General features: G+C 68.4%; 27 protein-coding genes. 20 read left to right on the top strand and 7 right to left on the bottom strand.

The genetic code is table 11. The features are described from left to right. Positions 1–22: 22 nt before the first annotated feature. The 6 genes from AC1RIF_RS12995 (at position 23) to AC1RIF_RS12970 (ending at position 4859) form a co-directional block, all read left to right on the top strand. Positions 23–625 carry a TetR/AcrR family transcriptional regulator gene (locus tag AC1RIF_RS12995; protein WP_492601765.1) on the top strand — a complete coding sequence of 201 codons (603 nt, stop codon included), beginning with the start codon at positions 23–25 and terminating at the stop codon, positions 623–625. After that, positions 622–1845: a DUF418 domain-containing protein gene (locus AC1RIF_RS12990; protein ID WP_492601764.1), complete on the top strand. Its 1224-nt coding sequence runs from the start codon at positions 622–624 to the stop codon at positions 1843–1845. Before AC1RIF_RS12995 ends, AC1RIF_RS12990 begins: the two co-directional genes overlap by 4 nt. A gap of 70 nt (positions 1846–1915) precedes the next feature. Then, entirely contained in the window at positions 1916–2323 is a 408-nt protein-coding gene (locus tag AC1RIF_RS12985) for a VOC family protein (RefSeq protein ID WP_492601763.1), read from the top strand. A 92-nt stretch (positions 2324–2415) separates the two neighbouring features. After that, a complete protein-coding gene (locus tag AC1RIF_RS12980; protein ID WP_492601762.1) occupies positions 2416–3147 on the top strand; it encodes a polyprenol monophosphomannose synthase in 732 nt (243 codons plus the stop codon). A 45-nt stretch (positions 3148–3192) separates the two neighbouring features. Then, on the top strand, positions 3193–4398 hold the full coding sequence (locus tag AC1RIF_RS12975; RefSeq protein WP_492601761.1) for an enhanced intracellular survival protein Eis: 1206 nt from the start codon (positions 3193–3195) through the stop codon (positions 4396–4398). Positions 4399–4565: 167 nt separating this feature from the next. Continuing rightward, positions 4566–4859, top strand: coding sequence for a hypothetical protein (locus tag AC1RIF_RS12970; RefSeq protein ID WP_492601760.1), 294 nt, complete (start codon positions 4566–4568; stop codon positions 4857–4859). A 137-nt stretch (positions 4860–4996) separates the two neighbouring features. On the opposite strand, the gene AC1RIF_RS12965 is transcribed toward AC1RIF_RS12970, so the two are convergent. The 3 genes from AC1RIF_RS12965 to AC1RIF_RS12955 all read right to left on the bottom strand — a co-directional run bounded on the left by AC1RIF_RS12965 (position 4997) and on the right by AC1RIF_RS12955 (position 7550). Then, positions 4997–6505 carry a solute symporter family protein gene (locus tag AC1RIF_RS12965; RefSeq protein WP_492601759.1) on the bottom strand — a complete coding sequence of 503 codons (1509 nt, stop codon included), beginning with the start codon at positions 6503–6505 and terminating at the stop codon, positions 4997–4999. A gap of 2 nt (positions 6506–6507) precedes the next feature. Beyond that, a complete protein-coding gene (locus tag AC1RIF_RS12960) occupies positions 6508–6849 on the bottom strand; it encodes a DUF485 domain-containing protein (RefSeq protein ID WP_492601758.1) in 342 nt (113 codons plus the stop codon). Between the two features lie 134 nt (positions 6850–6983). Continuing rightward, the gene (locus AC1RIF_RS12955) at positions 6984–7550 is read right to left on the bottom strand and encodes a MarR family winged helix-turn-helix transcriptional regulator (protein ID WP_492601757.1); all 567 of its coding nucleotides are present in this window, start codon (positions 7548–7550) and stop codon (positions 6984–6986) included. A gap of 126 nt (positions 7551–7676) precedes the next feature. Here AC1RIF_RS12955 and AC1RIF_RS12950 point away from each other — a divergent pair, with 126 nt between their 5' ends. Together AC1RIF_RS12950 and AC1RIF_RS12945 are read left to right on the top strand one after the other, a co-directional pair. Next, positions 7677–8639 carry an MBL fold metallo-hydrolase gene (locus tag AC1RIF_RS12950; RefSeq protein WP_492601756.1) on the top strand — a complete coding sequence of 321 codons (963 nt, stop codon included), beginning with the start codon at positions 7677–7679 and terminating at the stop codon, positions 8637–8639. 32 nt (positions 8640–8671) lie between these two features. After that, on the top strand, positions 8672–10303 hold the full coding sequence (locus AC1RIF_RS12945; protein WP_492601755.1) for an FAD-dependent monooxygenase: 1632 nt from the start codon (positions 8672–8674) through the stop codon (positions 10301–10303). 1 nt (position 10304) lies between these two features. On the opposite strand, the gene AC1RIF_RS12940 is transcribed toward AC1RIF_RS12945, so the two are convergent. Beyond that, positions 10305–11162: a LysR family transcriptional regulator gene (locus AC1RIF_RS12940; RefSeq protein WP_492601754.1), complete on the bottom strand. Its 858-nt coding sequence runs from the start codon at positions 11160–11162 to the stop codon at positions 10305–10307. A gap of 84 nt (positions 11163–11246) precedes the next feature. Here AC1RIF_RS12940 and AC1RIF_RS12935 point away from each other — a divergent pair, with 84 nt between their 5' ends. Then, positions 11247–12383 carry a YbfB/YjiJ family MFS transporter gene (locus tag AC1RIF_RS12935; RefSeq protein WP_492601753.1) on the top strand — a complete coding sequence of 379 codons (1137 nt, stop codon included), beginning with the start codon at positions 11247–11249 and terminating at the stop codon, positions 12381–12383. Here the strand turns inward: AC1RIF_RS12935 and AC1RIF_RS12930 are convergent. Further along, a complete protein-coding gene (locus tag AC1RIF_RS12930; RefSeq protein WP_492601752.1) occupies positions 12354–12944 on the bottom strand; it encodes a TetR/AcrR family transcriptional regulator in 591 nt (196 codons plus the stop codon). The two genes, AC1RIF_RS12935 and AC1RIF_RS12930, sit on opposite strands and share 30 nt — an antisense overlap. Before the next feature lie 62 nt (positions 12945–13006). On the opposite strand from AC1RIF_RS12930, the gene AC1RIF_RS12925 reads away from it, so the two are divergent. The 8 genes from AC1RIF_RS12925 to AC1RIF_RS12890 all read left to right on the top strand — a co-directional run bounded on the left by AC1RIF_RS12925 (position 13007) and on the right by AC1RIF_RS12890 (position 20683). Beyond that, positions 13007–13606: an LOG family protein gene (locus AC1RIF_RS12925; protein ID WP_492601751.1), complete on the top strand. Its 600-nt coding sequence runs from the start codon at positions 13007–13009 to the stop codon at positions 13604–13606. Further along, entirely contained in the window at positions 13603–14049 is a 447-nt protein-coding gene (locus tag AC1RIF_RS12920; protein ID WP_492601750.1) for a nucleotide triphosphate diphosphatase NUDT15, read from the top strand. Before AC1RIF_RS12925 ends, AC1RIF_RS12920 begins: the two co-directional genes overlap by 4 nt. A gap of 100 nt (positions 14050–14149) precedes the next feature. Beyond that, positions 14150–14983: an SDR family oxidoreductase gene (locus AC1RIF_RS12915; protein ID WP_492601749.1), complete on the top strand. Its 834-nt coding sequence runs from the start codon at positions 14150–14152 to the stop codon at positions 14981–14983. Between the two features lie 23 nt (positions 14984–15006). Then, positions 15007–16038 (top strand): LysR family transcriptional regulator, encoded by a 1032-nt coding sequence (locus AC1RIF_RS12910; protein WP_492601748.1) that lies wholly within the window; start codon positions 15007–15009, stop codon positions 16036–16038. 127 nt (positions 16039–16165) lie between these two features. Beyond that, positions 16166–16960, top strand: a complete 795-nt coding sequence (locus tag AC1RIF_RS12905; protein ID WP_492601747.1) for an enoyl-CoA hydratase/isomerase family protein — start codon at positions 16166–16168, stop codon at positions 16958–16960. 33 nt (positions 16961–16993) lie between these two features. Beyond that, on the top strand, positions 16994–18313 hold the full coding sequence (locus AC1RIF_RS12900) for an MFS transporter (RefSeq protein ID WP_492601746.1): 1320 nt from the start codon (positions 16994–16996) through the stop codon (positions 18311–18313). Next, positions 18310–19509: a CaiB/BaiF CoA transferase family protein gene (locus tag AC1RIF_RS12895; RefSeq protein WP_492601745.1), complete on the top strand. Its 1200-nt coding sequence runs from the start codon at positions 18310–18312 to the stop codon at positions 19507–19509. Before AC1RIF_RS12900 ends, AC1RIF_RS12895 begins: the two co-directional genes overlap by 4 nt. Positions 19510–19534: 25 nt before the next feature. Further along, the gene (locus AC1RIF_RS12890) at positions 19535–20683 is read left to right on the top strand and encodes an acyl-CoA dehydrogenase family protein (RefSeq protein WP_492601744.1); all 1149 of its coding nucleotides are present in this window, start codon (positions 19535–19537) and stop codon (positions 20681–20683) included. Between the two features lie 52 nt (positions 20684–20735). Here AC1RIF_RS12890 and AC1RIF_RS12885 read toward each other — a convergent pair whose 3' ends face one another. Next, positions 20736–22358 carry a long-chain fatty acid--CoA ligase gene (locus tag AC1RIF_RS12885; RefSeq protein WP_492601743.1) on the bottom strand — a complete coding sequence of 541 codons (1623 nt, stop codon included), beginning with the start codon at positions 22356–22358 and terminating at the stop codon, positions 20736–20738. A 132-nt stretch (positions 22359–22490) separates the two neighbouring features. Beyond that, positions 22491–23678 carry an amidohydrolase family protein gene (locus AC1RIF_RS12880; protein WP_492601742.1) on the bottom strand — a complete coding sequence of 396 codons (1188 nt, stop codon included), beginning with the start codon at positions 23676–23678 and terminating at the stop codon, positions 22491–22493. Between the two features lie 45 nt (positions 23679–23723). Here AC1RIF_RS12880 and AC1RIF_RS12875 point away from each other — a divergent pair, with 45 nt between their 5' ends. The 3 genes from AC1RIF_RS12875 (at position 23724) to AC1RIF_RS12865 (ending at position 26972) form a co-directional block, all read left to right on the top strand. Further along, positions 23724–25103 (top strand): glutamine synthetase family protein, encoded by a 1380-nt coding sequence (locus tag AC1RIF_RS12875; RefSeq protein WP_492601741.1) that lies wholly within the window; start codon positions 23724–23726, stop codon positions 25101–25103. A 511-nt stretch (positions 25104–25614) separates the two neighbouring features. Further along, positions 25615–26424: a MerR family transcriptional regulator gene (locus tag AC1RIF_RS12870; RefSeq protein ID WP_492601740.1), complete on the top strand. Its 810-nt coding sequence runs from the start codon at positions 25615–25617 to the stop codon at positions 26422–26424. Then, positions 26421–26972: a hypothetical protein gene (locus AC1RIF_RS12865; RefSeq protein WP_492601739.1), complete on the top strand. Its 552-nt coding sequence runs from the start codon at positions 26421–26423 to the stop codon at positions 26970–26972. The genes AC1RIF_RS12870 and AC1RIF_RS12865 overlap by 4 nt, the downstream gene beginning before the upstream one ends. Positions 26973–26974: the final 2 nt, after the last annotated feature.

Here is a 26974-nt window from a genome sequence, read left to right as displayed (position 1 = left end):
AATTCCGACCCTGGGAGCGCGCATGCGAACCGTCGACGAGGCAGCACGCCGAGCCAAGCGAACCGAGCTACTCGACGCGGCGGCCCGCTGCTTCGCCGAGCGGGGGTATCACGCCACCCGCACCGCCGACATCTGCGCGCTCGCGGGCATGAGTTCCGGCAACCTCTTCCACTACTTCCCGACCAAGCAGGCGCTGCTGTTGGCACTGATCGAGCGCGACGGTACCGAGACCGCGTCGTCGGTCGCGGAACTCGGCGCCGCGGACGACCCGTTCGGCGCGCTGCTACTCCTGCTCGACGACGTCTGCCGTCTCGCTGCGGATCACACATACTCCGGTCTGGCGCTGGAGGTCTCGGCGCTCGCTCACCGCGACGACGATGTGGCGGTGCTGTTCAAGGCGAACGACCTGAGTTTCCGGAAGGGGCTCGAGGATCTGCTCGAACGCGCCGACGACGCGGGCCAACTCGACACCGACCTGAGCACGGCGGACGCCGCCACCTGGGTCGCCGCGCTCGTCGACGGCATGTTCGCCCGCGTCGCGGCCGATCCCGACTTCCGGCCGGAAACACAGTCCGCGGTGCTTCGGCGCATCGTGAGCCAGCTTCTCCGGGGCGTGGCGTCGTGACCGACACGACGTCACGGGCCCCGCAGCGGGCCCGACGTCTGCAGAACGTCGACGCGCTGCGCGGGTTCGCCCTGCTCGGAATCCTGGCCGTGAACATCTGGGCCTTCGCCGATCCGTACTACGCATCGACGGAGACGAACCCCGGGTTCGACAGCGGGCTCGATCATGCCGTGCGGTTCGCGGTGTCGCTATTGTTCGAGACCAAGTTCTACCTGCTGTTCTCCTTCCTGTTCGGGTACAGCTTCACCCTGCAGATGGCCGCCGCCGAGCGTGCGGGACGCGGATTCGTGCCGCGGATGCTGCGGCGGCAGACGGGGCTTCTGGTCCTCGGACTCCTCCACGGCGCGTTCCTCTACTACGGCGAGATCCTCTCGACCTACGCCGTGCTGGGGCTCGTGCTGCTGGCGTGCCGGAACATCTCGCCGTCGACGGCACTCCGGCTCGGCGCGGCACTGATCGTCGGGTCGTCCGCGGTCTGGATGCTCCTCGGCCTCGCGCAACTGGCCGCGGGCGAGATCGCCGGTTCGGCCGCGGTCGACGCCGCCGGGAAGCTCGCGGCGTTCCGGGGCGACCCGGCCGCGACGCTCGGGTTCCATTCGGGGCATCTCGCGGAGACCCTCGGCGCGCTCGCGGTGCTGCAGGCGCCGAGCGCGATGGCGATGTTCTTCTTCGGGTTCGCGGCAGGTCGCGTGCGGATGTTCGCGAACCCGGAGCGCTACCGCCCCGTGGCCGACCGAGTGCTGCGCTTCGGGCTCCCCCTCGGACTGATCGGAGCCGCTGCATACGCACTCGCGGCCGCCTACGCACCGGGCGGCGGGCTCGAGACGGTGGCGTTCGGGTTCGGGCAGCTGACGGCACCGGCACTCACCGCGACGTACGTGGTGGCCGCGATCCTGCTGTTCCGGACGGCGTGCGGCGGACGCGTCGAGACCGCGTTGGCCCCGATGGGCAAGATGGCGCTCACCAACTACCTGCTGCAGTCGCTCGCGCTGGGTGTGCTGTTCACCGGCTACGGCTTCGGCTTGGTCGATCGGCTTCCACCGGCGGCCGTGATCGTTCTCGTGCCGATCGTGTTCGCCGCCCAGATGATCGTCAGCCGACTGTGGCTGCGTGCGCACCCGTACGGACCGGCGGAGTGGGCGCTGCGGGCCGCGACACTCGCGGCCGTCCCACCGTGGCGCTCTCCTCGAACGACCTCGCCACCGAACGATCGGCGGTAGCGTCGAAACCACGAAGAGCAGTTCCCGCGTCATCGATCGGCAGTATCCGCGACGACCTCAGGAGCATCCAGTGGCCTCTCGACTCAATCCCTACATCAGCTTCGCCGGCACCGCGCGCGAGGCGATGGAGTTCTACAAGAGCGTGTTCGGCGGCACGCTGAAGATGAGCACGTTCGGCGAGTTCGGCGCGCCGGGCGACAACGACAAGATCATGCACGCGATGCTCGAGACCGACAACGGGTTCACGATCATGGGTGCGGACACTCCGCCCGGTATGGAACACAAGGCCGGCACCGACATGGCGGTGAGCCTCAGCGGCGACGACGCGGACGAGCTGCGCGGCTACTGGGACAAGCTGTCGGGGTCCGGGACCGTCCAGGTCCCGCTCGAGAAGCAGATGTGGGGCGACGTGTTCGGCGCCTGCGCGGACCGTTTCGGGGTCTCGTGGATGGTGAATATCACGGAACCGGCATCCTGACGGCACCAAAACTCCAGATGAGTTGCTATCGCTTCCATTCATGACCACACTCGCCTTTGGCCTAGACGACAGAGCGTGATCAGGAAGGTCCCATGGACAGCAGCTCGCCCAAGACGACCGTCGTTGTACCTACATACAACGAACGCGACAATCTGCCGAAGCTCGTCGAGCTGCTGGCGGCGCTGGAGGTCCCGAACCTGCATCTGCTCGTCGTCGACGACAACTCCCCCGACGGCACGGGCGACGTCGCGGAGAAGCTCGCGATCGACTCCTCCTTGCCCATCGGGGTGCTGCACCGGACCGAGAAGGACGGTCTGGGTCGCGCCTACGTGGCCGGCATGACCCGGGCGCTCGCCGAGGGCGCGGACATCGTCGTGCAGATGGACGCCGACCTGTCGCACCCGGCCGAGGTCATCCCGACGATGATCCGCACGCTCACCACGACGGACGCTGCGGTCGTCCTCGGCTCTCGGTACGTGCCGGGCGGCGCGGTCGCGAGCGACTGGCCGTGGCACCGCAAGGCACTGTCGGCGTTCGCCAACCGATACGTCAACGCGATCCTGCGACTCGGGGTGAAGGACGCGACCGCGGGTTTCAAGGCCTGGCATGCGCGCACGCTGGAGGCGATCGACGTCACGTCGATCCACAGCAACGGCTACTCGTTCCAGGTGGAGATGAACTACCGGACCACCAGCCGCGGGATGAAGATCGCCGAGGTACCGATCCGGTTCGAGGAGCGCATCGAGGGCGTATCGAAGATGAGCCTGGCCGTGCAGCTCGAGTCGGCGCTGGTGCCGTGGAAGCTGCGGTTCGGCAAGCGCTGAAAACTCACGGGCCTTCCCGGCCCGGATCTGCCACCATCGACAGCTATGACGCTCGACCCCTCGATCACCGTCCGCACCGCCACCGACGACGACTGGCCGGCCCTCGAACTGCTCGACGCGGTGGCCTTCGGCTATCACCCGACCGGTCAGGACCGCACCCTCACCCGCGCCCTGACGCGGATCGAGGACGTCGTGGTCGCGATCGACGACGGCACCCCGATCGGGTTGGCGATGGATCTGCCGCTCGAGTTCACCGTGCCGGGCGGCGCTCAGGTGCCGGCGCGCGGCGTCACGTGGGTGTCGGTGGCTCCGACACATCGCCGTCGCGGCGTCCTGCGGGCGCTGTTCGAGCACCTGCACCGCAACATCGCGGCCACCGGGACCCCGCTCGCGGCGCTCACCGCCAGCGACGCCGGGATCTACGGCCGCTTCGGCTACGGTCCGGCGACGGTGACCACCGGCGTGACGATCGATCGCCGCTTCGCCTCGTTCCGCGCCGATGCCCCCGACCCGGGTGGTGTGACCCTGACCGACGCGAAAACGGCTGCCGATCGCCTGCCCGCGATCTACGAACGTTGGCGCCGGATCACGCCGGGCGCACAGAACCGGCCACCGGCGCACTGGGACTACACGTTCGCCGATCCCGAGGTGTACCGCGACGGCGGATCGGCGCTGTTCTATCTGACCCATCCGGACGGCTACGCGATGTTCCGCCGGCGCGGCAGCGATGACGACATGGTGGCGTCCGTGGAGGAACTGGTCGCGGTCACCGACGACGCGCACGCGGCGCTGTGGCGCACGCTGTGCGGCCTGGATCTGATGAAGCGCATCGAGGTCACCCAGCACCCCGACGACGCACTGCGGCTGATGCTCACCGACTACCGTCTACCCCGCACCACCCGCGTCGGGGACGACCTGTGGCTGCGCGTCATGGACGTCCCGGCCGCGCTCGAGGCACGCACGTACGCGGTCGATATCGACACGGTCGTCGAGGTCCGCGATCCGTATCTGGACGCCGGGGGCACGTTCGCGTTGACGGTGCGGGAAGGAAGAGCGGAATGCCGGCGCACCGACGCGTCGCCGCACGTCTCGATGGATCTGGACGCACTCGGGAGCCTGTATCTGGGCGCACACCGGGCGCGGCGGCTCGCGGCGGCGGGCCGGGTCACCGCCCGTTCCGAGCGCGATCTGGCACTGCTCGACCTGGCGTTCGGGGCCGATCGCGCGGCCGTCCTGGGCTGGGGGTTCTGAGCCGCGGCCATCACCACGGCTCACCTTCCACGGGTGAATCCTTCGCGTCCGGACTCGTTCGGCTCACACGACGCCGACCGGTCGTCAGTCTGGTCGGGACCCTCTCACGAACGACCCCACACATCGTCGACACGAAGGGGATTCGCCTGAGCCTGTTCCGGAACTCCATGGCAGCAGCCGGATTCGCGGGCGCCGTGTGCCTGGCGGTCGGCGTCTCCCCCACGCCCGTGGGCGCGGACGGTACGTCCCCGATCCTGATGGAGATCACCGAACCCGACGGCGATCTGCGTACCGTCACGGTGCCGCTCACACTCGGTGGCGCCACCGTCGCGACCCGTATCCACGAAGCCGGGCGCTACACGGCCGTGTTCACCTCCGCGCCGCCCGTCGGTGATCCCGCTTCCACCACACTGCAGTTCGACGTATCACCGTCCCCGTTCGGGACCGGTAGCGCGTCGTGACATCGGTCCGCCTCGTCGTGGTCGAGGTGTAGCGATCATGCCCTCGTGCGTCAACGGGGGCCGACGCAACCGGCACGACGATCCGGCCGCAAGTGGGCGGCCGGATCGTCGTCGTGGTGTTCGGGATTCGTGTCGGGTCAGCGCCCGATGAGCGCCCGCCGCTCGATCTCGGCGAAGTCCGTGCCCGCGGCATCGGGCTTCGACCGCCCCACCAGCGAACCCAGGTAGGCGAGCAGGAACCCGGCCGGCACCGACACCAGCGCCGGGATGGTGAGCGGGAAGATCGGGTCGACGCCGTGGATCAGTCCGGTCGGTCCGAGGATGTTCGGGCTGATCGCGACCAGGCCGAGGCTGACGATCAGTCCGCCGACGAGCGCCCACGTGGCGCCCACCCGGTTGAAGCCCTTCCAGTAGATACTCAGCAGCAACACCGGCAGGCTGGTGCTGGCCGCGACCGCGAAGGCGACGTTCGCGAGGAAGCCGAGGTTGAAGCCCTTGGCACCCAGCGCGAGGAACATCGCGACGATTGCGATGCCGAGCAGCGACATGCGTGCGACCTTCAATTGCTTTTCGGCCGAGGCCTTCCCGTTCTTGATGACGTGCGTGTAGAGATCGTGCGCGAAGGCACCGGAGGTCGCGATCGCAACGCCCGCGAGCACCGCGAGAATCGTCGCGAGCGTGATGCCGATGATGACCGCCTCGAGCACCGGTCCGCCCAGCTCGCGGGCCAGCTGCACCACCGCGAGATTGCCCTGCGGGTGCGCCTTCGCGATCTCCTCGGAGCCCAGCGCACGCAGCGCGCCGTACCCGATGAACGGCAGGACGACGTAGAACGCGCTGAAGATCCACAGCGCCACCACTCCGGACTTGCGGGCGGCCTTCGCGTCCTTGACCGTGAGGAAGCGGACCATCACGTGCGGCAGACCCATGACGCCCAGGGCGAGCGCGAGCTGCTGCGAGATGATGTCGAAGGTCTTGGTGGTGCTCTGCTCGTGCGACGAGACCATGGCATCCGGGAGCGCGTCGACCACGTGCAGCGGACTGGGGCCGTACCGCATCAGTACCAGGAACAGGATCAGCGCGGTGCCGCCGAGCAGCAGGCCGGTCTTGAGGACCTGCACCCACGTGGTGGCCAGCATCCCGCCGAACATCGTGTACACCACCATGAGCAGGCCCAGCACCACCACAGCGACCCAGAACTTGATGCCGAGCAGGGCCTGCACCAGCAGGCCGGCGCCGACGAACTGGATCACCATGTACATCGCCGAGATGACGATGGTGGTGACGGCCAGGCACGCGCGCAGCCCGCGCCCGGAGAACCGGGCCGCGACGGCGTCGGCGAGCGTGAAGCGGCCCAGATTGCGCAGCGGCTCGGCGATGATCAGCAGCACCAGCAGGTACGCCAACGGCACGGCCGTCGCGAGGTAGAAGCCGTTGAAGCCCGACAGACCGATCAGCCCGGTGATGCCGAGGAACGACGCCGCGGAGACGTAGTCACCGGAGATGGCGAGACCGTTGCCGATCGGCCCCACCTGCCCCTCGGCGACGTAGTGGGAGTCCGTGGAGGTGTTGCGCTTGGCGGCCAGATATGTGATCGCGAGCGTGACACCGATGATCGCGACGACGATGGTGATACTCAAACCCATTGTCATTCACCGTCCTTCGTGTCATCGAGTGATGCGAGGTGAGTGTCGATGATCGCGTCCATCCGACGCGCCCAGCGGACGTAGATCTGTGCGACGACGAGGATGCCCGCGAAGATGGCGAAGCCCACCCAGTACGCCACGCCGAGGCCGCCCCAGCGGCCGGACAGGACGGTGGTCGACGTCGTGAGGGCGATGTAGCCCATGAACACGGTCAGCAGGACGGCCGCCGACCCCAGGGAAACGCGGCGACGACGGCGTGCGACGACGAGGATCGCGTCGAGTCCGGGATGAGCGGAAGGGGAGTCTGGGGGCGCGGCATCGGCCGGGGACAGACCAATCGACATGGGTCACCTCGAGGGTATGAACGGAGTATGTGATCAATCCTTTGATCACTGAGTGTCGGCATACCGTAAGTGAGGGTGCTCACAAGACGCAAGGACCCGGCGTGAAATCGCCGGAAGTCGACCGATCGGTCCGGTCAATCCCGGGTGTGGATCTCCACCGATGACGCGGTCGCCAGCTTCTCGAGCAGGCCGATCAGGACCATCCGCTCGGGCTTCGTGAGCGCGTCCGCCCAGACCTGCTCGCGCCGGTTGTGGTCGGCGTACGTCGTGGTGATCGCGTCGAGACCGGCATCGGTCAGGCTCAACTCGACCGCACGCCGATCGACCTCGGAACGCCGGCGAATGACATACCCGTCCCGCTCGAGGGTGTTGACCAGCGCCGACACCGCGGCCCGACTCATACCCGACAGCTTCGCGACCCGCTTGGCCTCGCTCGGACCGGCGAGCCAGAGCACGAACAGCACCCGGAACCCCGGCCAGCTCCAGCCGCCTGGCCGGTGGACGGTGGATTCGAGGTCGTAGACCAGCGCGCTGGCCACCCGGGTCAGCTCGAGGACCAGCTTCATCGAGATCGGATCGACCGCCGGCATTGCCCGCGTCGTCTTGCGCACGGCGAAATCCACGAAGGACAGGAAGTCCAGATCGTCCACATTCTCAGGAGTCGCGCGGCCGTCGCCGCCGTCGCGTTCCGCGTCGGTCATGCCGCCAGAGTAGAGCCCGTACCTGCCGTTTCCCCGAAACTTTGGTCAAAGGCTTGCATATCGCGTGTGACACCGCTTACCTTGTCCAAATATTCAGTCAAAGCTTTTACTATTCGAGGTGACCCCATGTCCGCACTGTCCTTCGCCTCCTCTGCCGACCTCGGCGAGAAGGAGCAGACCCTCGAAGTGCTCGCCGACGGCGTGTACGCACTCACCGCGGAGGGCGACCCCAACCTCGGCGCGATCGAGGGCGAGGACTTCGTCGTGTGCTTCGAAGCTCTCGCGACGCCCGTCGCCGCACAGGATTGGCTCGCCAAGCTGCGCCGGCACACCGACAAGCCCGTCCGGTACCTGGTGCTCTCGCACTACCACGCCGTCCGCGTCCTGGGCGCGTCCGCGTTCGACGCCGAGATCATCGTCGCGCACGAGAACACCCACAAGCTGATTGCCGAACGCGGCCAGGAGGATTGGGCGTCGGAGTTCGGCCGCATGCCGCGCCTGGCCAAGGGCGCCGAGTCGGTGCCCGGCCTCACCTGGCCCACCATGACGTTCTCGGACCGGCTCACCATCGATCTCGGTGGCGACCGTGGTGAACTGGTCCTCCAATACCTCGGCCGCGGCCACACCGAGGGTGACATCGTGGCATGGCTGCCGAAGCAGAAGATCCTCTTCGCCGGTGACCTCGTGGAGGCGCAGGCCGCGCTCTACACCGGCGACGCCTTCCACCGCGATTGGGCCACCGGCACTCTCGACGGGATCAAGGCCCTCGGCGCCGAGGCGCTGATCGGCGGCCGCGGTGCCGTCAGCCGCGGTCGGGACGAGGTCGACGCCGCGATCGAGCAGACTCGCCACTTCCTCGACGTCATGCTCGCCGAGGTCGGCGCCGTGCAGCGGCGCGGCGGCACCCTCAAGGAGGCGTTCGAGGCAACCCACGCCGCCCTGTTCGAGCAGTACGGGCACTGGCCGATCTTCGAGCACTGCCTGCCGTTCGACGTCTCGCGCGTGTGGGACGAACTGTCGGGCATCGAACGCCCCGTCATCTGGACCGCGGACCGCGACCGTGAGGTCTGGGCCCAGCTGCAGGGCTGAGCCGGCTACAGCGGTAACAGGAGGATCTTTCGATGGGCGTCAACCACATTCACACCGGCACCGTGGCCGTGATCGGCAACGGACCGGTGGGCCAGACCACGGCACTGCTGCTGGCTCGATGGGGCGTGCGCGTCGTCCTGCTCGACGGCCGCGCCGAGCGGGACCCGATCGGCTCCAAGGCGATCTGCCAGCAGCGCGACGTGCTCGAGGTGTGGGCCGCGATCGGTGTCGGCGAGCAGATCGCCGCGGAGGGCGTCACGTGGGACACCGCGCGCACGTTCCACCGCGGACACGAACTGTTCTCGCAGCAGTTCGTGGACCACGGGCAGTCGCCGTTCCCGCCTTTCGTCAACGTCTCGCAGGCCCGCACCGAGGAACTCCTCGACGAGGCCATCGCGAGGCAACCGCTCATCGACGTGCGATGGGGGCACCCGGTCGAGCAGATCGAGCAGGACGGATCCGAGGTCCGGCTCGGGTGCGCCACCGAGGCCGGCCCGGTGACGGTCGCGGCCGACTACGCGGTACTCGCCACCGGATCCCGCAGCAGCGAGCTGCGCCGGCAACTCGGCGTCGGATTCCCCGGCCGGTCGTTCGACGACAAGTTCCTCATCTGCGACATCCGCGCCGACATCCCGGGCTGGGCCAACGAGCGGCGCTTCTATTTCGACCCGGAGTGGAATCCGGGTCGGCAGGTGCTTATCCACCCGTGCCCCGACTCCACCTTCCGCATCGACTGGCAGGTTCCCGGCGACTACGACCTCGACGCCGAGGTCGAGAGCGGCGCGCTGAACGACCGGATCCGGCAGATCATCGGCGACACCCCGTACCGGATCGTGTGGAAGTCGGTGTACCGCTTCCACGCCCGCCTCGCCGACCGCATGCAGGTTGGCCGGGTGTTGCTGGCGGGCGACTGCGCCCACATCGTGTCGCCGTTCGGCGCGCGGGGACTGAATTCGGGTGTCGGGGATGCCGAGAACGCGGCATGGAAGCTCGCGTTCGTGCTGCGCGGCTGGGCCGATCCGGCACTGCTCGAGACGTACGACCTGGAACGCCGCGCCGCGGCGGCCGAGAACCTCGCGGTCACGTCGGCGACGATGGACTTCCTGGTGCCGCAGACCGACGAGCAGCACGCCCGCCGCCTGTCGGTGCTCGAAGCCGCGGTCGCCGATCCACAGGCCCGGACCGAGGTCGACTCCGGTCGCCTGGCGGAGCCGTTCTGGTACGTCGACTCCCCGTTGACCACTCCGGATCCCCAGCGCCCCTTCGCCGGACGCCCGGTCCGCGGCGTCGCACCGGACCCGGTGCCCGGAGTCCTGGTACCCGACGTCCCGGTGACCGTGCGCGGGCAAAGTTGCGCCCGACTCCGGGAGATCGCCCGGCACGGCGTGCTGCTGCTGCACGGCAGCGATGTGGATCCGGCCGACGTCCGGCGGATCGCGCTCGCGGCCACGCACGCCCCGATCCGGCTCCATGCACTCGCCGACGTCGACGCCACCGGGTTGCTCACGGCGGCAACGCGGTCCGAGGCGAACGAGGTGTGGGTCGTCCGCCCCGATGCCCACATCGCCGCGGTGGTCGACGGCAATGACCGGCCGGCCCTGGTGGCCGCACTGCGTCGGACCGTGGGCGCCGAGGTGACCGCCGGCGAGCGACAGGTCGGCTGACTCACCGCCGGACGCGGTGAGCCTCGGCGAGCGCGCAGTCCCGCAGGACCCGCACCAGCGGCGTCACACGGGATGCGACGTAGACGAGACTCACCGCGGTCGGTGCGGCGTCGTCGATGTCGACGAACCGTACGTTGTGATGGTGCACGCGTCGTCGAGCGGCGATCGGCACCGCCCCCACCCCGCGATCGGCGGCGACCAGTTCCAACCACTCGTCGAAGTTGGTGCAGGTCACGATCTCTCGATGCGGGTCCGGCTCCGTCCAGGACTCGGCGTGGGTCGTCCCGGTCAACGTGTTGACGACCAGTGGATACGTTCCCAACTCGGCCCACGTGACCGTGCCCCGCTTCGCGAGAGGCGAGCGGGCGCTGACGGCAGCGACCCGCGGCTCCGAGAACAGGTGGTGCACCGCCAGCACTCCACCGGCGACCTCCCCGCGCATCACCGCGGCATCGATGACGCCGTCACGCAGTGCGGTCTGCGGATCGTCGCATCGCTGCAGCAACACTCTCGCGCCCGAGCGTTCCTCGCATGCGACGATCGTGTCGTGCGCCCACGGGTCGGGAAGCAGCCAGCTGAATCCGAGCCGTACCGTCCGGTTGGCCTGCGCGGACGCGATCGCGGCATCCAGATCGCCGAGGACGTGGCGGATGCGTTCGGCGAACGCCCGCCCGTCCACGGTCGGTGTCATCGACCGGGAGGTGCGCTCCAGTAGTCGGGTTCCGAGTGTCGCTTCGAGCTGTTGGATCGTTCGGGTCAACGCGGGTTGCGTGATGTTCAGCCGCTCGGCGGCAGCCGTGAAGGTGCCGGCATCGATCACCGCGAGCAGCGCCCGCACGTGCCGCAGCTCCACATTCATAACCAACAAGCATAGTTGCCGCCGAAGCGGCATTTCCGTACGGCGTCTGCCCCGCATAGCGTCGAGACGACGAAGGGGGACCCAGTGAACGTGCCGACCCGGACCGAGACGGGTGCACCGCCCCGGCATGCCCGTGTGACGGTCGTGCGCGCCGCTGCCGGACTGGCCGCAGCGATGGGGGTCGGCCGATTCGTCTACACCCCACTGCTACCACTCATGCAGGAGCAGACCGGGGTCTCGCACTCCGACACCGCACTGGTCGCGACCGCCAACTACCTCGGCTACTTCCTGGGCGCGATCGCGCTGGCCTTCCTCCCGTCCGGCGCACGCTCGCGGGTGCTGTTCCGCTCGTCCATCCTCGCCCTGATCGCGAGCGAACTGGTGATGATCGTCGGTACAGACGTCCGACTGTGGTTTGCCGCGCGCGTCGTGGCCGGCATCGCCAGCGCCGCGATCTTCGTGTACTGCGCCACAGCCGTGGTCGGTCATCCGTCGGCGGGGGTGACGTTCACCGGCGTCGGGGCCGGAATCGCGACGTCGGGCATCCTTGTCGTCGTGCTCGGACCGGTCGTGCCGTGGAACGTGCTGTGGGCCGTCGCTGCCGCGATCACGGCCGGCTACGCAGCAGTCGCCTGGAGCCTGCCGCCGGGGTCTCCTCCTCCCCTGCACCACAACAGCTCCCGAGTACATACCTCGCCGTCGGCGCGCTGGTGGACACTCGGCACCTCCTACTTCCTCGAGGGCCTGGGCTACATCATCCTCGGCACATTCCTGGTCGCGGCGGTGTCGGCCGGCGGCGCGGAGTGGACCGGCCCCGCGGCCTGGGTGGTGGTCGGCCTCGCCGCGATCCCCTCACCGCTCCTGTGGGCACGGGCGATGCGCCGCTGGTCCGCGGAATCGCTTCTGACACTGGCACTCCTGTTGCAGGCCTTCTCGGCACTGCTTCCCGCGCTGGTCGCCGGTCCCGCGGCCGCCGTCATCGCCGCGATCCTGTTCGGTGGGACCTTCATGGGCATCACTCTGCTCGCCATGGATTCGGCTCTCGGACTCGGCATTCCACGCGCGGCAGCGGCGTTGACAGCGGTGTACGGACTCGGGCAGATCCTCGGACCGCTCGCAGTCACCCCGATGCTGGGAGATGGTTTCCGGTCGGCGTTCGTCTGCGCTGCGATCGTTCTCGTCGCGGCCGCGCTACTGGCCGGTGCCACCCGGCGCCGGTAGCAGCAGGTCCACCACCCGCGCCGCGGTGTCGGCGTCGACCCGGCCGCCGGTCACCACCTGACGGTAGAACACCGCCCCCGCAAGCGTGTCCATGAACAGATCGACGTCGAGATCGGCCGGCAGGTCACCCCGCGCCACTCCCCTCTCGATCACCGCCGCGCAGTTGGCGCGGCGTTCGGACAGGAATGCGATCCGGAAGGCGTCGAGCCCCTCGGGCGTCGATGCCAGGTCGCTGACGAGCGCCGGCATCGCGGCACCGAGCGGCGACCCGGCGTAGTTCCGCACGGTTCCCGTCAGCCACTCCACGAGGTCGGAGCGGGTGCTACCGGTGGCGGGAACCGGCCCGGTGTCCATGAGCGTCGCGAGCGCGTCGGCGACCAGTTCGGGTTTACCCGACCACCACCGGTACAGCGTGGTCTTGTGCACCCCGCTCGCCTCCGCGATGCGCTCGACCGTCAACTGCGCGTACGACGTCGTCGCGAGTTCGTCGACAACGGTCTGCAACACGAGGTGCCGCTTACGGGGGCCGCCCCGCCCCGCAGCGGGAGTGGTTACCGGCATGCCCACACCCTGCCACGGGGTAAAGTGCAACGCAACGTCGCGTTGCACTAGGAGGGGAAACGATGAGGATCACCGCGTTCATGGGATCGGCAACCGGGCACGACCCGGCCCATCTCCGGGCGGCGAGCGCCTTCGGGCACGACCTGGCTTCCGCCGGGATCGGGCTGGTCTACGGCGGAGGTCGGGTCGGACTGATGGGCGCTGTGGCCGACGCTGTCGTCGCCGGTGGCGGCGAGACGATCGGGGTGATCCCACGGCATCTCGCAGACAAGGAGATCGCGCATCCCCGACTGACGTCCCTCGAGGTCGTCGAGTCGATGCACGCGCGCAAACAACGCATGGCCGCGCTCGCGGATGCGTTCGTGGTCCTGCCGGGCGGCGCCGGAACTCTGGACGAGTTCTTCGAGATCTGGACGTGGCAACAACTCGGACTGCACACCAAGCCGGTGTTCCTGCTCGACACCGACGGATTCTGGCAGCCACTCGTCGCGCTGATCGATCACCTCGTCTACAGCGGATTCGTCGGTGCGCACCAACGCGATGCGCTGCAGATCGCCGACGATCTCGATGCGGTGCGCGCCGCCATGACGGGGTGGGCTCCGCCGGTGCCGAAGTGGACCGCCACCGGCGGCCCGACCGACACGAACCTCGAGCCCGCATGACCGTCCCACGCCCCAAGGTAGGCGTCGGCATCGTCGTCGAGCGCCCCGACGGGCGAATCCTGCTGGGCCGCCGAGTCAAACCCACCGAACCCGAGACGTGGTGCCTGCCCGGCGGGCACCTCGAACCGGGAGAGACGATCGAGGAGGCCGCTCGCCGCGAGTGCCTCGAGGAGTCCGGGATTGCCGACACCACGGAAGCCGCGGCGTTCGTGGCCGTCGTGGACACCGGCTCGGTGGATGGGGGTGTCGTGTTCGGCGTGCACGCGCGCAGCGGCGGTGTGCCCACGGAACCCGGTGAGCCGCAGATCTTTCCGGAGTGGATCTGGGCCGATCCGGCGGACCTGCCACGCCCGCTCTTTCCCGCGAGCGATGCACTGCTCCGTGCGTGGCTCGGGACGGAGCCCGATCCGGCGTGGCAGGTCCTCCGCGTCACGGCCGGGTGACGTCGCGGACCGTTCGGTTCTGCCTATGAGAACGAACGCAATTCGGTCATGGTCCTGACCTGCCCGAGCCGGTTCGATGGAGTGGCTCGTGAAAGGAGCGATGATGACCCGAAATCTCACCGGCAAGACCATGATCCTCTCGGGAGGTAGCCGCGGAATCGGCCTGTCGATTGCGCTGCGCGCAGCACGCGACGGCGCGAACATCGCGCTCGTCGCCAAGACCGGGGAGCCGCATCCGAAGCTCGAGGGCACCGTGTACACGGCCGCGAAGGCGATCGAAGAGGCCGGCGGCAAGGCCCTCCCGATCGTCGGCGACGTCCGACGCGACGACGATGTCGTCCGCGCCGTCGAACAAACGGTCGCCCAGTTCGGCGGCATCGACATCTGCCTCAACAATGCGAGCGCGATCGATCTGGGTGCCAGCACCGACCTCGACATGAAGAAGTACGACCTCATGCAGGACATCAACGTTCGCGGCACGTTCCTGCTGTCCCGCACCTGCATTCCCCACCTCGCAGCGAGCGACAACCCGCACGTCCTCACACTGTCACCGCCGCTGAACCTGAGTCCCCACTGGATGGGCAAGCACGTCGGCTACATGCTGTCGAAGTACGGTATGACGCTCTGCGCCCTGGGCCTGGCGGCCGAACTGGCCGACCGAGGCATTGCCTCCAACACCCTCTGGCCCCGGACCTACATCGCGACGGCGGCGGTGATCAACCTGCTGGGCGGCGTGGAGCAGGCGGCCCGGGGCCGGACCCCGCAGATCGTGGCGGACGCGGCATACGCGATCTTCACACAGTCGGCGGCCGACCTCACGGGCCGCACGCTGATGGACGACGACGTGCTCCGCACGGCCGGGCAGCACGACTTCGATCGGTACTCCGTCGTGCCCGGGCTCACCGACCTGGACATGGACATCTTCGTCGACTGAGCACTGCTCGCTACTCTCCCTGCATGGACGTGCGACAGTTGGAGTACTTTCTCGCGGTTGTCGACAACGGCGGTATCAACCGTGCCGCCGAGGCGCTGCACGTGGCCCAGCCGTCGTTGTCCCAGTCGATCAAGAAACTCGAACGTGAACTGAAGACATCGCTGTTCCACCGGGTCGGCCGCGGCCTGGTGATCGCACCCGCCGGCGAGGCGCTCGTCGGCCCCGCCCGGCGGGTGCTCCGCGAGATGGACGCCGCCGGCTCCGCGGTCCGCGAGGTGCGCGACCTCCGGTCCGGCCGGGTCGACATCGCCGCGCTGTCGGACACCTCGACAGACCCGGTCTCGGTGTGGGTGGCCAAGTTTCGACTGATCCACCCCGACGTGCAGGTGCGCGTCGAGGAACGGGACGACCCCGCGGAAGTGTTGGAGCTCGTCCGAACCGGCGCCGCGGAACTGGGCATCACCGTGCTTCCTGCTGCCGCGGGTGAGTTGATCCAGTCGCATCTCGTCAGCCAGTACTTCGCTCTCGTCTGCCCGCCCGGCACCGACCTCGGCCTACCGGATCCCACTCCCCTCGAGCAACTCTCCGAGATTCCGCTCGTGATGGGCGACCGGCAGACGGCAAGTCGCCACTTCCTGGAGCGCAGCCTGCGGGCCGGGGGCGTCGAACCGTGGATCGCGGTCGAAGTACCGCAACGTGGCGCCGTGGTACCGATGGTGGTGGCCGGGGCCGGGGCGGCCATCGTCGGCCACCGCCTTGCGGCCGAGGCACGCAATCGCGGAGCGGTGGTCACCGATCTCAGTCCCGGTATCGAACGCGAGCTGGGGCTGATCCACCGGCCCGGCAGCCTCAGCGAAGCGGCCTCGGCATTCCTCACCTGCACGCGCGAGGCACTCGACCAGTGGGATTCCGCGGTGGGCCGTCGGATGCGCTCCGGCATGTCGAGATTGGACGCCGTCGCGGCAACCGTCGCACGCGCGGAAGAGGTGAACGCCACCGCCTTCGCCCGTACGTCGCCGCTGCGTCGACGTACCGGAGAACAAACACTCGATTGATAGGCAATCGCTGCCGATGTGGCCGCAACTAGCTCTTTGACCTGATCGGTCCGACGGCTTTGAATGTGATCTACGCCATGGCTTTCACCGCCATGATTCACAGCCCCCAGGACACAGGAGGTGCCACGTGGCGCCACAGGCCGAGCTGACGATCGAGCGCGGGATCGCGACCATCACACTGTCGAACACCGAGCGCCACAACGCGTTGTCCGTCGACATGATCGACGACATCGGAATCGCTTTGGACACGGCCGAATCCGATCAGGACGTGCGTGTCGTCATCCTGACGGGAGCGGGCCGGAGCTTCTGCGTCGGAGCCGATCTGGCCGCACCCCCGGAACGCCGGACGCTCCGCCGGGACTCGGCCGCCGGCGACCTCGCGCGACTGAAGCACGCCCAGCGGCTCGCCGAGCGAATCCACACACTCCGCCCACCCACGGTCGCTGCCGTGAACGGCGCGTGCGCGGGCGCCGGTCTCTCGCTCGCGCTCGCGTGCGACTTCCGTCTCGCCGCCCGCAGAGCCGTGCTCAACACCGCATTCCTGACGGCGGGCCTGGCCGGGGATCTCGGCGGCATCTGGTTCGCGACCCGCATCCTCGGAGGCACGCGTGCGCGTTCGCTGTTCATGCTCCCCGGACGCGTCGACGCATCCACGGCGAAAGACATCGGCCTGGTCAGCGACGTCCTCGACGAGGACACGTTCGACGCCGACGTCCGCGCCGTCGCCACGAGGCTCGCCAGTTCCGCCCCCATCGCACTGCAGGAGATGAAGCGCAACCTGTTGACCGCCGAGTGCACGCCACTCGGCGAATACCTGACCGGAGAGGCCGAGCGCATGGTTCGCAGCTTCCACACGCAGGACGCCCGCGAAGCCGCGGACGCCTTCCTCGGCAAACGCACCCCCGTGTTCACCGGAAGCTGACCCAGCCGACTCGGCACCAGACTGGAGAATTTCATGGCACTGACGACCCCCAGCCGCCCGCGGCTCACGACGGTCAAGTTCACCGCCGGGCGCGCATGGACCATCACGATCCTGCTCCTGGGCTTCATGCTCCTCAACTTCGCCGACAAGGCGGTCCTGGGCTTCGCCGGCATCCAGATCATGGAGGATCTGTCGCTCTCGGCCCAACAGTTCGGCCTGCTGCAGAGCGCGTTCTTCTGGCTGTTCGCGGCCGGTGCGATCGTCATCGGCGCCCTCACCACCAAGGTCAACGTCCGGTGGCTGCTCGCCGCCGTGATGCTGGTCTGGATCGTCACGATGCTCCCGCTCATCGGACCGGTGAACTTCACTGTCCTGCTGGCATGCCGAATCGTTCTCGGGTTCGCCGAGGGTCCGGCGTACGCGCTCGCCACACATGTCGTGCACTCCTGGTTCGCCCCCGAGAAGCGCGCACTGCCCGCGGGCATCGTGACCGCCGGCGCATCGATCGGCCCACTGATCGCCGCACCGGTACTCACGTGGGTCATCGTCACCTGGTCGTGGCATGCGGCATTCGCGGTCCTCGTGGTGGCCGGTGTGCTCTGGATCGTGGCCTGGCTCCTGCTCGGTCGCGATGCTCCCGAAGCCCGCCACGACGAGGGTGTCGACGAGCAGGAAGACGCACCCGACCGTCCGGTCGTCGTGCCCTACCGTCGACTCCTCTTGTGCGGGACCATCATCGGGATCGCCCTGCTGACCTTCTTCGCCTACTGGTCCACGACACTGAAGATCTCGTGGCTGCCGCTCTATCTCAGCGACGGCCTGGGCTACGACACCATCACGACGGGCCGGCTCATCACGTTCCCGTACGCCGTGGCGGCGGTGGCGGCGATCGGCACCGGCTGGCTGTCCAACCGGCTCACTGCCCGCGGTTGGTCCAAACGCTTCACTCGCGGCTACCTGACCGGAGGCCTCGTCATCGGCTGCGGCGTGTCGATGTTCCTGTTCACCGTGCTGGACACCGGCATCGCACAGATGATCTTCATCTCCCTGGCATTCTCGCTGAATTCGGCTGCATACGCGGTGGCCTTCGTGGCCATCGGCGACCTGGTCCATCCGAAGCAGCGCGGTACGGTCCTCGGGTTCCTCGTCGCCTTCTACAGCATGGCCGGCGTCCTGGCGCCGCTGCTGCTCGGGTACTTCGTGGACAGCGCCGCCGAGCGCGCCATCGGCTACGGCCACGGGTTCGCCGTCACGGGTGTCCTCATGACGGTCGGCGGACTCGCGGCGATGTTCCTCGTGCGTCCCGAGCGGGATCTCGCGCGGCTGCGCCTGTCGGTGGAGGCCACGCGGTGACCGCGGCACTCACCGGCGTCCGGGTGGTCGACTTCGGCCAGTTCATCGCCGCCCCCGCCGCGGCACAGGTCCTGGCAGATCTGGGCGCCGACGTCATCAAGATCGAAGGCCTCGACGGCGAAGGGGCACGTGCCGTCGGCATCTACGGGAACGCCATGCTCCGGGCCTACAATCGGAACAAGCGTTGCATCGCAGTGGATCTGAAGAACCCGGCGGGACTGCGCATCGCACGGGAGCTGGTCGACACCGCCGACATCGTCATCCAGAATCTTCGCCCCGGCGCGATGGAGCGACTCGGGCTCGGATCGCAGCAGCTCCGCTCCGAGAGGCCGGAGCTGGTCTACGGCACCGTATCCGGATTCGGCAGCCGCGGGCCGTCGGCACTTCGGACCGGCTTCGACATCGCGGCCCAGGCCGAGAGCGGCATCATGTGGGTCACCGGCGAACCGGACGGCGAGCCGCAGCGTGTCGGCTTTCCCGTCGTCGATGCCGCCGCCGGACACGTTCTGGCCGAGGCGGTCCTGGGCGCCTACATCCGGCGCCTGCGCTTCGGGGTGGGAGACGACGTCGAGGTCTCGCTCCTGGACGTCGCGATCCATCTCCAGGGCGCGAACTGGGCCGAGTACTTCCTGACCGGGCGTGAACCCGTCCGGTCCGGGAACGGTCAGCCCGCGGTGGCCCCGGCAGCGGACGTGGTACCCACGAGCGACGGGCTGATCGTCCTGTCCGCTTACCATCCGGCCCATTTCGCGACCTTGTGTCGGATCATCGGGCGGGAACACCTGCTCACCGACCCACGGTTCACCGACAACGCCGGTCGCGTCGCCCACCGGGACGCCCTGTTGGCGGAGATCCGACCTGCGTTCCGAAACTCGACCAGCGACGAGGCGGTCGAGATGCTCACGCGCAACGGGCTCGTGTGTGGGCGGATCGCGTCGTACCCCGACGTGGTCGCAAACCCCGACGTCTCGGCATCCGGAATATTCTGTGACGTCAAGGATTTCGATGGCGTCCACACCCGCGGACTCGGGCCCGCTTTCCGCGCCGCGAGTGACCTCGGCGGTGTTTCGGACGGCGTCGCCGATGTCGGCGGTCACACCGCCGAGATTCTCCGAGGCCTCGGCTACAGCGATTCCGCGGTCGATCGCCTGGCCACTTCCGGCGCGGTATCGCTCGCCAGCCCACTCGAACATTGATCAAGACAGCATCAGGAGACACAACGTGTACAGGGACATCTACTCCGCCGACCACGACGACTTCCGCGCCGCGGTAGCGCAGTTCATCAAACAGGAGATCAGCCCGAAAGTCGCCGAGTGGGAGGCTGCCGGCCTGGTCCCACGCGACCTGTACCGGAAGACGGCGGAGCTCGGGATCAACGGCCTGCAGATCGCCGAGGAGTACGGCGGTGGCGGCCAGAAGTCGTTCATGTTCAATGCGGTGGTCCTCGAGGAAACCGGCTACGCCGCAGCGACCCTGGGCGGACTCCAGGTGCACCTGAACACCGTCCTGGCATACTTTCTCGAGTTCGCGAATGCCGAGCAACGCGAACGTTGGATGCCGGGGCTTGCGGACGGTTCGCTGGTCACGTCCATCGCGATGACCGAACCCGGAACCGGTTCCGATCTGGCGGGCATGGCGACCACCGCGGTCCGGGACGGCGACCACTACATCCTGAACGGGGCGAAGACCTTCATCACCGGTGGCATCCAGGCCGACCTCGTGGTCGTCGTCGCCCGGACCTCGACGGACGCAGGTGATCGGCGCAAAGGACTGTCGCTGTTGGTAGTCGAGTCGGGGATGCCCGGGTTCGAGCGGGGGCGCAACCTCGACAAGATGGGGCTCAAGGCACAGGACACCGCCGAGCTGAGTTTCAGCGACGTCCGGGTGCCGGTCTCGAACCTGCTCGGAACCGAGGGCGACGCCTTCACGATGCTCACCCACAATCTCGCGCAGGAACGCTTGACCGTGGCAATCTCCGCGCAGGCGACCGCCACCGCGGCACTGAACCTGGCGATCGACTACGTCAAGGAACGCAAGGTGTTCGGCCAGCCTGTCGCGAACTTCCAGAACACCAAGTTCGTTCTCGCGCAATGCGCGGCCGAGCTGGCCGCCAGCCAGGCCCTCGTCGATCGCGCGCTGGTCAACCTGGACAACGGCCGGCTCTCCGCGGCCGACGCCGCGGCGGCCAAGCTGATCTGCACCGAGACCCAGTCGCGCGTGGTCGATCAGAGCCTCCAGCTGCACGGCGGCTACGGCTACATGGCGGAATACCCGATCTCCCGGCTGTACACCGATGCTCGCGTGACACGAATCTTCGGTGGTACCAACGAAGTGATGCGCAGCGTCGTGTCCAAGTCGCTCGGGCTCTGACGGTCGGACGATACCGGTGGCCCGGGCGTGTGCCCGGGCCACCGGTCTGCCGTCACAGCCGGGTGACGTCGAGGTTCCCGTCGTGGAAGTCGGCGCGCAGCCGCTTCTTGTCGAACTTGCCGACGCTGGTCTTGGGTACCTCCTGGATCACCGCCCAGTTCTCGGGCAACTGCCACTTGGCGACCTTGTCCGCCAGGAAGTCCCGCAACTGGTCCAGCGTGGTCTCGCTGCCCTCACGCAGCACCACCGCCACCAGCGGCCGCTCGTCCCACTTCTCGTCCGGCACACCGATCACCGCCGCCTCGGCCACGCCCGGATGACCCATGACGGCGTTCTCGAGATCCACCGACGAAATCCACTCGCCGCCGGACTTGATGATGTCCTTCGTCCGGTCCGACAACGACAGGTACCCGTCCGCGGTGATGGAACCGACGTCGCCTGTCCGCAGCCAGCCGTCACGGAACTTGTCCGGAGCGTCCACGCCGTAGTACGACGCCGTGATCCACGGACCCCGGACCTCGAGTTCGCCGACACTGCGACCGTCGTGCGGCACCCGGTTGCCGTCGTCGTCGATCAGGCGGGCCTCCACCGACGCCGGGAACCGGCCCTGCATGTAGCGGTACTTCCACCGCTGCTCCCCGCTGGCCTCGGCCGGAGGACGGCCCACCGAACCGACCGGCGACGTCTCGGTCATGCCCCACGCGTGCAGCACCGACACCTGGTGGTCGTCCTCGAACGCGTGCATCAGCGCCGGCGGCACCGCGGCGCCGCCGATCAGCACCTCCCGCATCGACGAGATGTCCTGTGGGTGCTGCTCGAGGTACTGGTGCAGGCCCTGCCAGATGGTCGGCACCGCGGCCGCGAACGTCGGCTTCTCCGATGCGATCAGCTCGGCGAGCGGCGCAGGCTGCAGGAAGCGGTCCGGCATGATCAGCGACGCACCGATCATGAACGCCGCGTACGGCAAACCCCACGACATCGCATGGAACTGCGGCACCACCGCAAGCGCACGATCACCCTGCTTCAGATTCGGGCCGTCGCTCATGCACACCTGCATCGAATGCAGGTAGATCGACCGGTGCGAGTACACGACACCCTTCGGATCACCCGTCGTGCCCGAGGTGTAACACATTGCCGCAGCATACCGTTCATCGAGCTCCGGCCAGTCGAACACCGTCGGCAAGCCCGCGATGAGGCCCTCGTAGGTGTGCACCTGCATCCCCTCAGGCACCTGCAACCCGGCCGTCGTGTCACCCGTGACGATCACGTGCTCGACCGTCTTCAACTGCGGCAGCTGCGGCGCGAGCAACGGAATCAACGTCACGTCGACGATGATCACCCGGTCCTCGGCATGGTTGGCCACATGCACCAACTGCTCCGGGAACAACCGAATGTTCAGAGTGTGCAACACCGCGCCCATCGACGGGACCGCCAGATACGCCTCGAGATGCTCCGCGTTGTTCCACATGAATGTCGCAACCCGATCATCACCCTCGACACCCAACCCGCGCAACGCATGCGCCAGCGCCGCACACCGACGGCCCACCTCCGCATACGTCCGACGACGCGGCCCCGCCTCGGTCCACGTCACCACCTCGGCATCCGCATGGACGGCACTCCCGTGCCGCAGCAACTGCGCAATGGACAGCGGAAGATCGTTCATCGTGCTCAACATGGACGGCTCCTGATCGAACGGTGTGGTGCGGTCGTTGTGCGCCGAAACTACGCCACGAACGAGACCTGGATCACCCTCCCCCCGTCACCGGCGTTTCGAACCGATCGGTCGCCGGAGGTGCGGCCCACTGCATCAATCGATGGATCGGGTCCCCAACCGGTATGCCCGCTGCGCATTGCTGTGGGCGACCATCCGTGCGACTCGCTCCGCATCATCGACGGTCCAACAACCCTGCGCCACAGAATCTCCGAGCACACTCGCCAACGCCCGACGGAAGAGCGCCGCGCTCACATGGAACAACTCGGGCAGACCGCAACCGTCGGTGGAGAACAGTACCGACCCGAACGGTGCCAGCTCGAGCAGTTCGGCGAGAATTCTCGTCGCACCACCGGCGCCGACGTTCTGCACCGCGAGCCCGACGTCGACGAAGACGTGGTCGAACACCTGCGCGAGGTACCCGGCATGCCGCTGGAACGGGTAGCTGTGCAGCAGCATGATCGGCACTCCGCGGTCCGCGGTGGCACGCAGCAGTGGCATCAGCAGCAGCGGGTCCGCGCGTGCGAGGTCGGTGTCGGCGTCGCCGTAGCCGACATGGAACTGGATCGGCAGCCCCGCGTCGACCGCGGTCCAGATGAGGAACCGGGTGAGCGTCTCGTCGGCCAGTCGCGCCGGCGCGCCGCCGCCGATGTCCGCCGCCCACCGCACCGCGGCCGTGTAGACCGCCGCGTCGGAGGGGCGTTCGGGCGGAAGGTCCAGACCCACCCGGTAGGCGGCGATCGTCTTGAACGCGACCGCGTTCCCAGCCGCAGCCCGGACCTGTTCGCGGAACCGATCCGCGAAGTCGGGCGGGCCGTGTTCGACGATCACGCGCTCCGCCAGCGATTCCAGGCGCACCACCTCGCGGGCGGCCCCGCCGGTGTACGCGGCCAACTCGTCGGGGGCCGTCAGGCTCTCGGGACGAAACCCCGTGTCGACGAGGTAGTCGGAGATCCCGGTCGCACGCAGCAGGAGCTGGGCCACCTCGTCGGTACCGAGTTCGGCGCGCCGCGCGAGGTAGTGGTCGGGATCGCTGTGCGGCTGCAACCCCAGCACCGGCGCGCACAGTCGCCGCACCGCGAACCCGATCTGGGTGTCGAAGAGGCTGCCGTGCCACGGACCGGGCACCGCCGCCTCGCACAGCAATGCCTCGAAAGCCGAACGATCGAGTGGTTCGCGCACGATGCCGTGGCAGTGGTGGTCGACGAGAGAAATCGTATCGACCAGCTCCGCAATCGGGTTATCGCCGGATGCTCCCGGCGTATCGTCTGGGAACGGCGCCATCTACGCCATTGTGCCGCTGATCGGGTAGCGCGCGAGGGAGATGCGATGGATCGGCACGATCGTGACCGGCGGGCTCTCGAGGCCGCGCGGCTGACCCGGCGGCTCGCCGGGCGCGGAGTCGTCGGCGTGGCCCTGACCTGGGTCGACAACAGTGGTGTCAACCGGATGAAGGCGGTGCCCGTCGAGCGGTTCGAGCGGGCCGCGACATGGGGCGTGGGCGCCTCCCCCGTGTTCGACGCGTTCACCCCGGACGACACCATCGTCGCCGGACGCTTCGCGGGCGGACCGGTGGGCGACCTGCGCCTGCTGCCCGACCTGGACCGGGTCACGGTGCTGTCGGCGCTGCCGGGATGGGCATGGGCACCCGTCGACCGCTACACGCAGGACGGCGACCTGCATCCGCAGGACTCGCGCGGCCTCCTGCGCCGCGCCGTCACACAGCTCGCCGAGGACGATCTGACGGCGCGGGCCGCGTTCGAGATCGAGTGGGTGATCGGACAGGACGCGGACGACTTCGTGCCCGCCACCCGCGGTCCGGCGTACGGTTTCACCCGCCTGGTGGAGCGGTCCGGCTACCTCGCCGACGTGCTGTCGGCACTGCGCGATCAGGACGTGCGGGTGGAGCAGATCCATCCCGAGTACGCCCCGGGCCAGTTCGAGGTGTCGGTTGCAGCCGAGGATCCGCTCGGCGCCGCGGACACGTTCGTGTTGGTGCGCGAGACGATCCGCGCGGTGACCACGCGGCACGGCCTGCGGGCATCCTTCTCCCCCAAGGTCGAGGCCGCGGGTGTCGGCAACGGCGGACACGTGCACCTGTCGCTGTGGCGGGAGGGCATCAACCTGCACAGCGGGGGTGATGGGCCGTGCGCGATCACCGACACCGCCGAGTCGTTCGCGGCGGGGATCCTCGAACGGCTGCCTGCGCTGCTGGCCGTCGGGGCGCCGTCCGTCGCGAGCTATCTTCGGCTGGTGCCGGGCGCGTGGGCGGCGCCGTTCCAGGTGTGTGGGCACGAGAATCGTGAAGCCGCACTACGTTTGATCACCGGCAGCACCGGCGACGAGGATCGTGCCGCGAATCTCGAAGTGAAGGTCCTCGACCAGTCCGCCAACCCGTACCTGTGCATGGCCGGCCTGCTGTTCGCCGGCATGTGGGGCGTCCGGGCGGGGCTGCGTCTGCCCGCACTGATCGACGTCGATCCGGCGACGCTGCCGGAGCCGGAGCCGGAGCGAGGGGCACGCGGAATCCGCCGACTCCCCCGCTCCCTCGCCGAGGCCACCGACGCCTTCGAGGCCGACGCCATGCTCACCCACGCCTTCGGCACCGAACTCGCGGCCACCATCGTCGACGTCCGTCGCGCCGAGATCGAGCGATTCGGCGGTGCGACGGACGAGGAGATCGCCGCGGCGTTGCGGTGGGCGTTCTGAGCAACGCCCACCGCGGGCGAATCACCACCAGACGCGGCGGCGGTGCGACGTTCGTGGCGGAGGGCGAGACGATGGCAGATCCTGTCGCGGCACAGGTCGCACGGGCAGGTCCAGGCAGCGGGGCAGAAGGTCCACCAACCACACTGGCCGGAAGTGGTTCTATACCAACGTGATTCGATGTGTTCGGGCAGATTGCACGCACCGTCACGGTGATCGTGGCCGGCCTCGACAGCGATCTCATGGCGGTTCATCCGGACCCACAGGGGAGCATGTGCATCGGTACGGGACAAGGCGGTACCTTTCGGTGCTCACGCGCCCCGGCCCGCTACCCCCGGACGAGGACGGACCGGGGCGACGGTTGGCGCACCGCGCCCCTCGCCTGCCCGAGCAGGCGTCGTCCAGTTCGTTTCATGCCGCCGAGCATGGCACGGGTGTCCGACGGTGCCGTCTCGCCCGACACGTGCACACCTACTCTTGACCCTCACGTAGCGTCATAGTTGATGCTGTTCTCATGCGCATCAGCGACATCGCACAGGCCGCCGGGACGACGCCTCGGACCGTCCGCCACTATCACCGCCTCGGCCTGCTCGACGAGCCTCGCCGGCTGGCGAACGGCTACCGCGAGTACGACCTGGCGGATCTCGTCCGACTCATGCGGGTGCGGTGGCTCGCGAGCGCGGGCGTGCCGTTGGGCTCGGTCTCGTCGATCGTCTCCGCCACGACCGACGAGGCGGCGGCAGACGACCTCGAGGCTGACCTGTCCGCCCTGATCGACTCCATCGAGGAGGAACGCCGCGTACTGGCGGCCAAGAGCACCCGTCTGCGAGAGATGCTCGACGCACACCGTTCCGGACGGCCGGTCTCCCCTCTCCCACCCGGCCTGGCCCTGGTCTTTGCCGATCTGATCGGCACCGAGTCCGATCCTGCGGTGCGGGCCGAACTCGAGCGGGAGCGCAACGCGTTCGAGTTGGTGGCGATCTCCGGGACAGCCCCCGAGGCATTCTTCGACGCGACCACGCATCTGCTCACCGACGAGCACGCGCGGGACCGGATCGTGCAGCTGTATCGGCGGTTCGCCGCCGTACGGGGCCGCGATCCGGCGCAATATCCAGCAGAGATCGAATCTCTTGCCGAGGCAACGGAAATCACGATTCGGGCAGTGCTGGAGCAGTCCGGCGTCCTCGAGCAGTGGCAGACCGCCGGCCCGTCCCTCGACAGGTCCGCGATACCGGTGACGGACCTCGTGCCAGATCCGGCGCAGGGCGCAGTCATCGCACTCCTGTTGCGGCGACTCGGGATCGCGAGCGAGGTCTCGCAGTGATCCGGTCGTTGTGGCTGTGGAGCCGAGGAAGAGTCGACGGCGCCGGCGACGGCGTCTCCACGTTCGGGTACACCGCGGGCACACTGGGCATCCCGGTTGCGTTTCTCGTCGCCACCGTCGTCGAGGCCGCGGCTGTCCACCTGCTCGTCCCCTGGCAGTGGCTTCGAGGAACGCTCCTCGCCCTCACTGTCGTCTCCGTCGTCGCAGCGGCGGGTCTGCTGGCGACCCGCGCGGTCCATCCGCACCTGGTGACCGCCCGCAGGCTCGTCCTGCGGTCGGGTCGGACGACCGTCTTGTCCGTCGATCGCGATCGGATCGTCCGGGTCCTCCCCACCCGACGGTTCCGGCACACCTCCCCCGGCATCCACGACGGCCGACTCTATCTGCCGGGACCGGACGGCACCGTTGTCGACATCGACTTCGACGTACCGGTTCTCGTGGAGCGATCCTCGGCCACTGCGCAATTCGAACCGAAGGCGGTCACCGGAGTGAGTCTGCACGTCGATGCTCCGAAAGACCTGTGTGCCCGTCTCAGCCTGCAGTGCTGACG

This window comes from Prescottella sp. GW823-FHT02E09 (assembly GCF_058797375.1).
The sequence above is the reverse complement of the archived record's forward strand: the minus strand, read 5'-3'. Positions and strand labels throughout refer to the sequence as shown.

Excerpts from the sequence above, each read along its gene's own strand:
- AC1RIF_RS12995 (WP_492601765.1), top strand. The coding sequence starts at position 23 with ATGCGAACCGTCGACGAGGCAGCACGCCGAGCCAAGCGAACCGAGCTA.
- AC1RIF_RS12980 (WP_492601762.1), top strand. The coding sequence starts at position 2,416 with ATGGACAGCAGCTCGCCCAAGACGACCGTCGTTGTACCTACATACAAC.
- AC1RIF_RS12975 (WP_492601761.1), top strand. The coding sequence starts at position 3,193 with ATGACGCTCGACCCCTCGATCACCGTCCGCACCGCCACCGACGACGAC.
- AC1RIF_RS12970 (WP_492601760.1), top strand. The coding sequence starts at position 4,566 with ATGGCAGCAGCCGGATTCGCGGGCGCCGTGTGCCTGGCGGTCGGCGTC.
- AC1RIF_RS12965 (WP_492601759.1), bottom strand. The coding sequence starts at position 6,505 with ATGGGTTTGAGTATCACCATCGTCGTCGCGATCATCGGTGTCACGCTC.
- AC1RIF_RS12960 (WP_492601758.1), bottom strand. The coding sequence starts at position 6,849 with ATGTCGATTGGTCTGTCCCCGGCCGATGCCGCGCCCCCAGACTCCCCT.
- AC1RIF_RS12955 (WP_492601757.1), bottom strand. The coding sequence starts at position 7,550 with ATGACCGACGCGGAACGCGACGGCGGCGACGGCCGCGCGACTCCTGAG.
- AC1RIF_RS12950 (WP_492601756.1), top strand. The coding sequence starts at position 7,677 with ATGTCCGCACTGTCCTTCGCCTCCTCTGCCGACCTCGGCGAGAAGGAG.
- AC1RIF_RS12945 (WP_492601755.1), top strand. The coding sequence starts at position 8,672 with ATGGGCGTCAACCACATTCACACCGGCACCGTGGCCGTGATCGGCAAC.
- AC1RIF_RS12940 (WP_492601754.1), bottom strand. The coding sequence starts at position 11,162 with ATGAATGTGGAGCTGCGGCACGTGCGGGCGCTGCTCGCGGTGATCGAT.
- AC1RIF_RS12930 (WP_492601752.1), bottom strand. The coding sequence starts at position 12,944 with ATGCCGGTAACCACTCCCGCTGCGGGGCGGGGCGGCCCCCGTAAGCGG.
- AC1RIF_RS12925 (WP_492601751.1), top strand. The coding sequence starts at position 13,007 with ATGAGGATCACCGCGTTCATGGGATCGGCAACCGGGCACGACCCGGCC.
- AC1RIF_RS12920 (WP_492601750.1), top strand. The coding sequence starts at position 13,603 with ATGACCGTCCCACGCCCCAAGGTAGGCGTCGGCATCGTCGTCGAGCGC.
- AC1RIF_RS12915 (WP_492601749.1), top strand. The coding sequence starts at position 14,150 with ATGATGACCCGAAATCTCACCGGCAAGACCATGATCCTCTCGGGAGGT.
- AC1RIF_RS12910 (WP_492601748.1), top strand. The coding sequence starts at position 15,007 with ATGGACGTGCGACAGTTGGAGTACTTTCTCGCGGTTGTCGACAACGGC.
- AC1RIF_RS12900 (WP_492601746.1), top strand. The coding sequence starts at position 16,994 with ATGGCACTGACGACCCCCAGCCGCCCGCGGCTCACGACGGTCAAGTTC.
- AC1RIF_RS12885 (WP_492601743.1), bottom strand. The coding sequence starts at position 22,358 with ATGTTGAGCACGATGAACGATCTTCCGCTGTCCATTGCGCAGTTGCTG.
- AC1RIF_RS12880 (WP_492601742.1), bottom strand. The coding sequence starts at position 23,678 with ATGGCGCCGTTCCCAGACGATACGCCGGGAGCATCCGGCGATAACCCG.
- AC1RIF_RS12875 (WP_492601741.1), top strand. The coding sequence starts at position 23,724 with ATGGATCGGCACGATCGTGACCGGCGGGCTCTCGAGGCCGCGCGGCTG.
- AC1RIF_RS12870 (WP_492601740.1), top strand. The coding sequence starts at position 25,615 with ATGCGCATCAGCGACATCGCACAGGCCGCCGGGACGACGCCTCGGACC.